General features: G+C 66.5%; 8 protein-coding genes. 1 reads left to right on the forward strand and 7 read right to left on the reverse strand.

Going from position 1 to position 8,197, the window contains the following annotated elements; all coding sequences use genetic code 11:
• Nucleotides 1–206: 206 nt before the first annotated feature.
• From rpsG to ACTHNC_RS00495, 6 genes are all read right to left on the reverse strand, one after another.
• Nucleotides 207–677, reverse strand: coding sequence for a 30S ribosomal protein S7 (rpsG, locus tag ACTHNC_RS00470; RefSeq protein WP_440292620.1), 471 nt, complete (start codon nt 675–677; stop codon nt 207–209).
• Nucleotides 677–1,051 carry a 30S ribosomal protein S12 gene (gene rpsL, locus ACTHNC_RS00475; protein WP_146320435.1) on the reverse strand — a complete coding sequence of 125 codons (375 nt, stop codon included), beginning with the start codon at nt 1,049–1,051 and terminating at the stop codon, nt 677–679. The genes rpsG and rpsL overlap by 1 nt, the downstream gene beginning before the upstream one ends.
• Nucleotides 1,052–1,359: 308 nt before the next feature.
• Nucleotides 1,360–2,355, reverse strand: coding sequence for an ABC transporter permease (locus ACTHNC_RS00480; RefSeq protein WP_440292621.1), 996 nt, complete (start codon nt 2,353–2,355; stop codon nt 1,360–1,362).
• On the reverse strand, nt 2,355–3,359 hold the full coding sequence (locus tag ACTHNC_RS00485) for an ABC transporter permease (protein ID WP_440292622.1): 1,005 nt from the start codon (nt 3,357–3,359) through the stop codon (nt 2,355–2,357). Before ACTHNC_RS00485 ends, ACTHNC_RS00480 begins: the two co-directional genes overlap by 1 nt.
• Nucleotides 3,356–5,134, reverse strand: coding sequence for a dipeptide ABC transporter ATP-binding protein (locus ACTHNC_RS00490; RefSeq protein ID WP_440292623.1), 1,779 nt, complete (start codon nt 5,132–5,134; stop codon nt 3,356–3,358). The genes ACTHNC_RS00485 and ACTHNC_RS00490 overlap by 4 nt, the downstream gene beginning before the upstream one ends.
• Before the next feature lie 15 nt (nt 5,135–5,149).
• Nucleotides 5,150–6,793: an ABC transporter substrate-binding protein gene (locus tag ACTHNC_RS00495; RefSeq protein WP_440292624.1), complete on the reverse strand. Its 1,644-nt coding sequence runs from the start codon at nt 6,791–6,793 to the stop codon at nt 5,150–5,152.
• A 97-nt stretch (nt 6,794–6,890) separates the two neighbouring features.
• On the opposite strand from ACTHNC_RS00495, the gene ACTHNC_RS00500 reads away from it, so the two are divergent.
• The gene (locus tag ACTHNC_RS00500; RefSeq protein WP_440292625.1) at nt 6,891–7,877 is read left to right on the forward strand and encodes an LLM class F420-dependent oxidoreductase; all 987 of its coding nucleotides are present in this window, start codon (nt 6,891–6,893) and stop codon (nt 7,875–7,877) included.
• Between the two features lie 98 nt (nt 7,878–7,975).
• Here the strand turns inward: ACTHNC_RS00500 and ACTHNC_RS00505 are convergent.
• Nucleotides 7,976–8,197 (reverse strand): hypothetical protein (locus ACTHNC_RS00505; protein WP_440292626.1); only part of this gene is annotated, 222 nt, incomplete at its 5' end.

Genomic DNA, 8,197 nt, shown 5'->3' on the forward strand with positions numbered 1-8,197 from the left:
CCGGCATCGATGTGCGCCATGATGCCGATGTTGCGGACCTTCTTCAGGTCGGTGAGCACGTCTTGTGCCACGGGGATTCCTCCGGAGAAAGATTGGTGTGAGTTGCCGGCCGACTGAGCCGGCGCGCGGGGCGGGGAAGGGGCATCCTGCCGCCCCGTGCGTCCGTACAGATACAACCCGTTACCGGGCCGTTTTGTTCCGGCTTACTACCAGCGGTAGTGGGCGAAGGCGCGGTTCGACTCGGCCATCTTGTGCGTGTCTTCGCGACGCTTGACGGCGGCGCCGAGACCGTTGGAGGCATCCAGGATCTCGTTCATCAGACGCTCGGTCATCGTGCGCTCACGACGTGCCTTCGCGTAGCTGGTGAGCCAGCGCAGCGCGAGCGTATTCGCGCGGTGCGGCTTGACCTCGACCGGCACCTGGTAGGTCGAACCACCGACACGGCGGCTCTTGACCTCGATGGTGGGACGCACGTTGTCGAGCGCCTTCTTGAGCGTGGCGACGGCATCCTGACCGTTCTTGGCGGAGACACCCTCGAGCGCGTCGTAGACGATGCTCTCGGCGAGGGACTTCTTGCCGTCCTTCAGGATCTTGTTCACCAGCTGGCTGACGACCGGAGCACCGTAGACCGGGTCGGCGACGACGGGGCGCTTAGGAGCGGGACCCTTGCGAGGCATTACTTCTTCTCCATCTTCGCGCCGTAGCGGCTGCGAGCCTGCTTGCGGTTCTTCACGGCCTGGGTGTCGAGGGCGCCACGGATGATCTTGTAGCGAACACCCGGCAGGTCCTTCACACGACCGCCGCGCACAAGCACCATCGAGTGCTCCTGCAGGTTGTGGCCCTCACCGGGGATGTACGCGGTGACCTCGGTACCGTTGGAGAGCTTGACGCGGGCGACCTTGCGGAGCGCCGAGTTCGGCTTCTTCGGGGTGGTCGTGTACACACGGGTGCACACGCCGCGCTGCTGCGGGTTGGCCTTGAGCGCCGGCGCCTTGGTCTTCGCGACCTTGGGCGTGCGGCCCTTGCGGACCAACTGCTGAATGGTTGGCACTGTTTCTCCTAGTTGTGCTGCACGGTGACAGCGTTGATGATTCTTTTCACATCGCGACCCACCGGATGCCGCAGAGCAGCGGCCTCTTCGACCGCCTTGCGGCGGCCTCTTTGTGTGGTAGGTATGCCGTGGGGGTAGCCCGCGAGTGCAGGGCTCCCTGAACAGTGTGGTTTCGGATTGAGCTGGTTCCTCGTCCGCCTCAGCGGCGGGCACGGTTCAAGCGCGCACAGAGCGCACACCCGCAATAGCTTACTCGACGCGGCGTGTCGCTCCAAATGCGCGCCGCCGCCGCGGTAAGGGGCGCGCGCTTACGCGGCCCGGACGCGCGGGTCGAGGAATCCGTACACGATGTCGACGATCACGTTGGCGATGGCGATGAGGAACGCGGCGAACAACGTAATGCCCACGACTGTCTGCAGGTCGAGAGTCCCGATCGCGTTCAGCAGCAGGGACCCGATGCCCTGCATCGAGAACACGCGCTCCGTGATCACCGCTCCGCCGAGGAGTACCCCGAGGTCGAGACCGAATATCGTCACAACGGGAACGAGCGCGTTGCGCAGCGCGTGGTGCACGACGACGGATCCCTCCGTGAGCCCCTTCGCCCTCGCCGTCCGCACGTAGTCGAGGCCGAACTGCTCGAGCAGCTCGCCGCGAGTCAGCCGCGCGTAGACTGCAGCGCTGATGAACGCGAGGGCGGTCCACGGCAGGAGCAGGTGGGTGAACCACTGCACGGGATCCTCCGTGATCGGCACGTACCCTCCCGTCGGCAACCACTTCAGCGTGAAGCCGAACAACAGGATGAGCAGCATGCCCACGAGGTAGGCGGGTGCGGACACCCCTGCGATGGCCACGGTCATGATCGCCTTGTCGGCGACTCGTCCTCTACGGATGGCCGCGATCGTGCCGCCGAACACGCCGGTCACGAACCAGAGCACCGCTGCGCCTACGGCGATCGATGCCGTCACGGGAAAACGGGACAGGATCAGCTGCGTGACGGGCGTCTGGAGCTGGAACGAGTATCCGAAGCACGGCGCAGAACAGACGACGACACCGGATCCGCTTCCGAACGAGCGGCCGACGACGATGCCCTTCAGGAACTCCCAGAACTGCCCGTACCAGGGCTGGTCGAGACCGAGGTACTCCTTAGCCGCTGCAAGGTTCTGCGGAGTGCACGGCTTGCCGCACGAGAGCTGGGCGGGATTCGTCGGCAGCACGTAGAAGATGACGAACGTGATGGCCGTGACCACGAGGAGCACGACAATCACGCCGAGCAGACGGAACAGGATGAAACGGGCCATGCGCATCAGCCAGCCACCTCCGGACTCGGTGTCGGCGGATGTTCCTGGGCGGCCACGCCATCCGTCGCCAGGGGCTGCCCTTCTGTCGGGCCGGACTCCCGGGTTCCCGATGACCCGCGACGTCTTCGCGACCTGCGGCGATTCACCCGCGGATCGAGGGCATCCCTCAGTCCGTCGCCGAAGGCGTTGAATCCGAGCGTGATCAGGAACAGCGCAGCACCTGGGAAGATCAGGTAGAACGGGTCGGTCGAGAACCACGCGATCGCGTTGCCGATGGTACGACCCCACGACGGCGTCGGCGGAGGTACGCCGACACCGAGGAACGACAGAGCTGCCTCCGTGCCGATCATCGACGGGATCAGGATGGTCGCGTACACGATGATCGTCGAACCAACGTTGGGGAGCAGCTGCCGCCACAGCACGTGGTTGCTGCCGGCCCCCATCGCCTCGGATGCCACGACGAACGTGCGCTGCCGCAACGACAGCACCTGTCCGCGCACCACTCGAGCGACAGCCGGCCAGCCGAAGAACCCGATGATGAGCACCATGAGCACGGGCCGTGGGAACGACGCGGCGACGATGGCGGTCAGCGAGATCATGAAGATGAGGCTCGGGAAGCCGAGCATGACGTCGATGACGCGACTCATGATGCGGTCGTACCAGCCGCCGAAGTACCCGGCGGTGAGACCGACGAGCACGCCGATCGCGACCGAGATCACTGTCGCCAGCACACCGACTGTGATGGAAACCCGTCCACCGTAGACGACGATGGAGAACAGGTCGCGCCCGGTCAGCGGCTCCACGCCGAACCAGTGCTGCCACGAGATGCCGCCGCCCCATCCCTTGGGCGATCCGTTGTCGTCGAGCGCTCCGAGGTGGTACGAATACGGGTTCTGGCCATTGATGCCCGTCATGAGCGGTGCGAACACGGCCGCCAGCACGAACACGAGCACGACGATCGCGCCGGTGAGCGCCCACGGGTCCTTGCGCAGGTGATTCCACACGTTCACCTGGCGTCCTCCAGAGCACGCCAGGCGTCCCGACGCAGGGTTTGCGCGGCGGGATCCGCGACGGGAGCGGCCGCGAGAAGGCGACGCGTGTACGCATCCGTCGGCGCCTCCAGCACCTGCGCGGCGAATCCGCTCTCCACGACCCGCCCGTCGCGCAGCACGACCACGCGGTCGGAGAGCCGCCTCACCACGGCGAGATCGTGGCTGATGAACAGGCAGGCGAAGCCTAGGCTCCTCTGCAGCTGCTCGAGCAGGTCGAGCACGGATGCCTGCACCGAGACATCCAGCGCACTTGTCGGCTCGTCTGCGATGAGCAGCGAAGGCTTCAGCGCAAGAGCCCTTGCGATGGCGATGCGCTGCCGCTGACCGCCTGACAACTCGTGCGGATAGCGCTCGGCGAACTCGCTGGGCAGCCTGACCTGAACGAGCAGCTCCCGCACCCGATCGGCGCGCTCCGTGCGCGACGCGTCGGTGTGCAGGACGAGCGGCTCCGCCACACTTCGCCCGACGGTGTTGCGGGGATTGAGGGAGGACGCTGGATCCTGGAAGACGTAACCGATGCGCGAACGCACCGCTCGCCTGCGGCGCATGGATGCTCCTGCGAGTTCGACGCCCGCGACCTCTGCACGTCCGTCGGCTACGGGAACGAGCCCGGCGAGAGCCTTGCCGATCGTGGACTTGCCGGATCCCGACTCACCCACGAGGCCGACAACCTCTCCGATGCCGATGTCGAAAGTGACATCGTCGACGGCCCGCACCGCGACCCCACGCCGACGGAAGACGACCGAAGCGCGCTCGAGCAGCGCAGCCGGAGCGGCATCCGCGCGAGCGCCGACAGACGGGGCTGCCGGCGCGTCCGTCGTGTCGCCTGCCGGCGCGGGGCCTTCCCCGGACACGTCGGCTGCGGCGGACTCGGTTCGGGCATCCAATGGATCGATCTCGGCCAGCGTGGGCACGGCCGCGAGCAGCTGCTCGGTGTAGTCCGACGACGGAGCCGCGAACAACGCTTCCACCGGTCCGCGCTCCACTGCGACGCCTGCTCGCATGACCAGCACGTCGTCGGCGAGATCGGCGACCACACCCATGTCGTGCGTGATGAGCAGGATGGCCATACCCCTCGAGTCACGCAGCGACCGCAGGAGGTCGAGGATGCCGGCCTGCACCGTGACGTCGAGCGCCGTTGTGGGCTCGTCCGCGATCAGGGCGACGGGATCGCAGCTGATGGCCATGGCGATCATCGCCCGCTGCAGCTGCCCGCCGGAGAGTTCGTGCGGATGCGATCTGGCGATACGTGAGGCTTCGCCGAGGCCGACCGAGCCGAGGAGTTCGACGACGCGCTGCTTGAGCGCCGCACCGCGCACAGCGGGCCGGTGGACGCGAATCGCCTCCGCAATCTGATCGCCGATCGTGTATACCGGGTCGAACGCGCTCATCGGCTCCTGGAACACCGTGCCGATCACCCCGCCGCGCACGTGCCTGAGTGTCGCGCCATCGGCGCCGATCAAGGACTCACCCTGCAGTCGGATTTCGCCGCTGACTCTAGCGGAATCGGGAAGCAGTCCGAGAACGCTCATTGCAGTGACGGACTTGCCCGATCCCGATTCGCCGACGAGTGCGAGCACCTGGCCCTGGCGCAGGTCGAAGCCAATGGAGTCGACGACGCGCGTCTGGGCGCCGTCCGCTGCGAACGCGATGGAGAGATCGCGCACGCGGAGCAGGGGCGCGGCATCCTCCGCGCCGCCTGCTCCCAACGGATGCCGTGTTGCTGGCTTCACTGGGGTGTTGCTGCCTCAGTTGCCCGTCGTGAGCGTGCGGTAGTCCGGGTACGCCGGGAAGGACGGGATGAAGAAGTTGCCGATTCCGGAGCCGCGCAAGAACGACTGCTTCGCGTAGATGAGCGGCACGACGGGGGCGTCGGCCATGATCTGCTTGTCGATCGCCGCCCACTCCTTCTCGGCCGTCGCTGTGTCGACCTCAGCCTGAGCCTTGGCGATCGCGGCATCGACCGCGGGGTTGCTGTACTGCGACACGTTGAAGTTGCCGTTGCCGATCTGGCTCGAGTCGAAGAGTGGGGAGATGTTCGCGTTCGCCGACGGGAAGTCCGGCTGCCAGCCGAACAGAGCCAGGTCGAACGTGGGGTTGTTGGCGCCGGCATCCGTGTAGAACGTGTTCGAATCCTCGGGTCGCAGCGTCACCGTGATGCCGACGCGCTTGAGTCCCTCCTGGATCGCCTGGGCCTGGGCCATCGACGACGAGTCGTTCTGCGTGAGAAGCGTGAGCGTCAGACCGGAAGCTCCCGCCTCGGAGAGCAGACTCTTAGCCTTGGCGACATCGCCCGAGTCCGGCGCCTTGTAGAGGTTGAAGTCCTCGCGTCCGGCGATGCCCGGCGTGATCAGCGTGCTGGCCAGCACGCCCGCCTGCGCCCCGCCGGATGCCACGAGGTACGACTTCTTGTCGACCCCGTACTCGAGCGCCTGGCGCACCTTGAGATCCGGCACTCGCTTCACGTTGATGGCGAGGTATTGGATAGGGCCGGCGTCCGAAGTGGCGACGCGCTTTTTGGCTTCCGCGTTCGCGTTCACCGAGACCAGGTCGGACGCACCAAGGTACTGCGCACCGAACGCGTTCTTGAACTGACCGGTGTCGCCGATCAGGTTCTGCACCGTAGTCGACTGGTTCTGGCTCTCCAGGAACTGGACCTTGTCTGCGGAGGCGGTGCGCACGGAGTCGGTGGACTTGCTCCAGTACTTGTTGCGCACGAGCGTGAGCGAGGTGCCGTCCTTGATGGTCTCGACCTTGTACGGACCCGACGTGATCGGCGCCTTGGCGTACGTGGACGGGTTGCCGTTGGAGGGCAGGACCGGGCTGAAGGCCGGCATCGACGCGATCCATGGCCAGTCACCGAACGCCTTGTTGAGCTGGAAGACGATCGTATTGTCGTTCGGCGTCTCGATGGAGGCGAGCGACTGGCCACCGAATGGACCTTGGTAAGTGTCGCCACCCACGAGCAGGGTCTTGTGGTAGCTCAGGCCGCCCTGCAGCTGGTTGCTGAAGGAGCGCTCGATGCCGTACTTGATGTCCTCGCTCGTGATCGGCTGGCCGTTGCTGAACTTGACTCCGCTCTTCAGCGTGTAGGTCCAGGTCTTGCCGTCGTTGCTAGGAACACCAGTGTTGGTGGCGAGGTCAGGGACGACCTTCGCATCCTTGCCGGGCTCCACCTTCCAGGTGGTCAGGCGACGGTCGATGAGGCCCAGCGTGGTCGTGGCGAGGTTCTGGCTGGAGGCCGGGTCGAGCGACACTGTGGTCTGGGGGGTGAGGATCGTGAGCGTTCCTCCGCCCGACGTGCTCGACGAGGACGGACTCCCCGAGGTGCACGCTGTGAGAAGGAGTGCGGCAGCTGCGAACGCTGCTGCCGCGACGGCAATCTTTCGCATACTGTCCAGCTTCGCTGCATCGATGGAATCCGCGAAATCGGCATTTCCGTCTGTGACGGCTCCCCTCGGAGTTGCTCCAGGCCGTAACGTCGAAGACATGCGCTTTGGAACCTTTCTCCCCCAGGGCTGGCGATTCGACCTCGTCGGCATCGATCCGGCCGAGCAGTGGCCCACCATGCGCGGCCTCGCGCAGAAGGCGGATGCCGGTCCGTGGGAATCCCTCTGGGTCTACGACCACTTCCACACCACTCCTGTGCCGAGCGAAGAGGCGACGCACGAGGCATGGACGCTCATGTCGGCGTTCGGAGCGTCGACAGAGCGCATCCGTCTCGGACAGATGTGCACGTGCATGGGCTACCGCAACCCGGCGTACCTGGCCAAGGTCGCGGCGACCGTCGACCACGTCTCGGCCGGACGCATCGAGATGGGCATCGGCGGCGGCTGGTACGAGCACGAGTGGCGGGCATACGGCTACGGCTTCCCGGACGTGCCCGACCGGCTGCGGATGCTCCGCGAGGGCGTCGACATCATGAAGCAGGCGTGGACGACCGGCACGGCGACCCTCGACGGGCGGTACTACCGGGTCGACGGCGCGATCGTGGAGCCGAAGCCGTTGCAGCAGGGCGGCATCCCGATCTGGGTCGCTGGCGGCGGCGAGAAGGTCACGCTGAAGATCGCGGCGCAGTATGCGGATTACACGAACTTCGCCGGCTCGCTCGACGAGTTCGACCACAAGTCGCAGGTGCTGCGCGCGCACTGCGAGGACCTCGGGCGCGACTTCGACTCGATCACCCGCTCGTCGAACTTCAACACGATCGTGGCCGAAACCGAGCAGGAGGCCAGGGACCGGTTGGATGCCGTGCTCGCCCGGCTGCGTCCGCACCTCGGCGACGAGCGGACCGCACGCGCCGAGCAGGAGTACCTCGGCTCGGACGGCTTCGGCACGCCGGAGCAGGTCGTGGAGCGACTGCAGAAGCGGGTCGAGCACGGGCTCGGGTACAGCATCCACTACTTCCCGGAGCTCGCGTACGACACGTCCGGGTGGGAGCTGTTCGAGCGGGAGGTCGTGCCGGCGCTGGCGTAGCGCTCGGCGTCGCGGTCAGCGGACGGTGGGCGCGGCGCTGGTGTAGCGCTCGGCGTCGCGGTCAGCGGGCGCCTGGCACGGCGCTGGCGTAGCGGCGGTCAGAGGGGCCAGGACGCGTCGGGGATCTGCAGGTCCGGACGGCGTGTGCGGAGGAACTCGATCAGCTGCGGGTACCCCAGCAGGATGCGGGATGCGTGGAACAGCCGCTTCGTCGCCGACCGTGCGACGACCCCGCCGTAGTTGTTCGAGGCCAAGGGCTTCAGCGCGGTGATGTCACCGACCGCGACGGCGCGAGGTGCGCCCACCGCGGAGAACACCCA

This window comes from Humibacter sp. (assembly GCF_051954055.1).
GTDB lineage: Bacteria > Actinomycetota > Actinomycetes > Actinomycetales > Microbacteriaceae > Humibacter.

What these genes read in the sequence shown, in the direction of transcription:
- rpsG (WP_440292620.1), bottom strand. Translation starts at nt 677, where the DNA reads ATGCCTCGCAAGGGTCCCGCTCCTAAGCGCCCCGTCGTCGCCGACCCG.
- ACTHNC_RS00495 (WP_440292624.1), bottom strand. Translation starts at nt 6,793, where the DNA reads ATGCGAAAGATTGCCGTCGCGGCAGCAGCGTTCGCAGCTGCCGCACTC.
- ACTHNC_RS00480 (WP_440292621.1), bottom strand. Translation starts at nt 2,355, where the DNA reads ATGCGCATGGCCCGTTTCATCCTGTTCCGTCTGCTCGGCGTGATTGTC.
- ACTHNC_RS00500 (WP_440292625.1), top strand. Translation starts at nt 6,891, where the DNA reads ATGCGCTTTGGAACCTTTCTCCCCCAGGGCTGGCGATTCGACCTCGTC.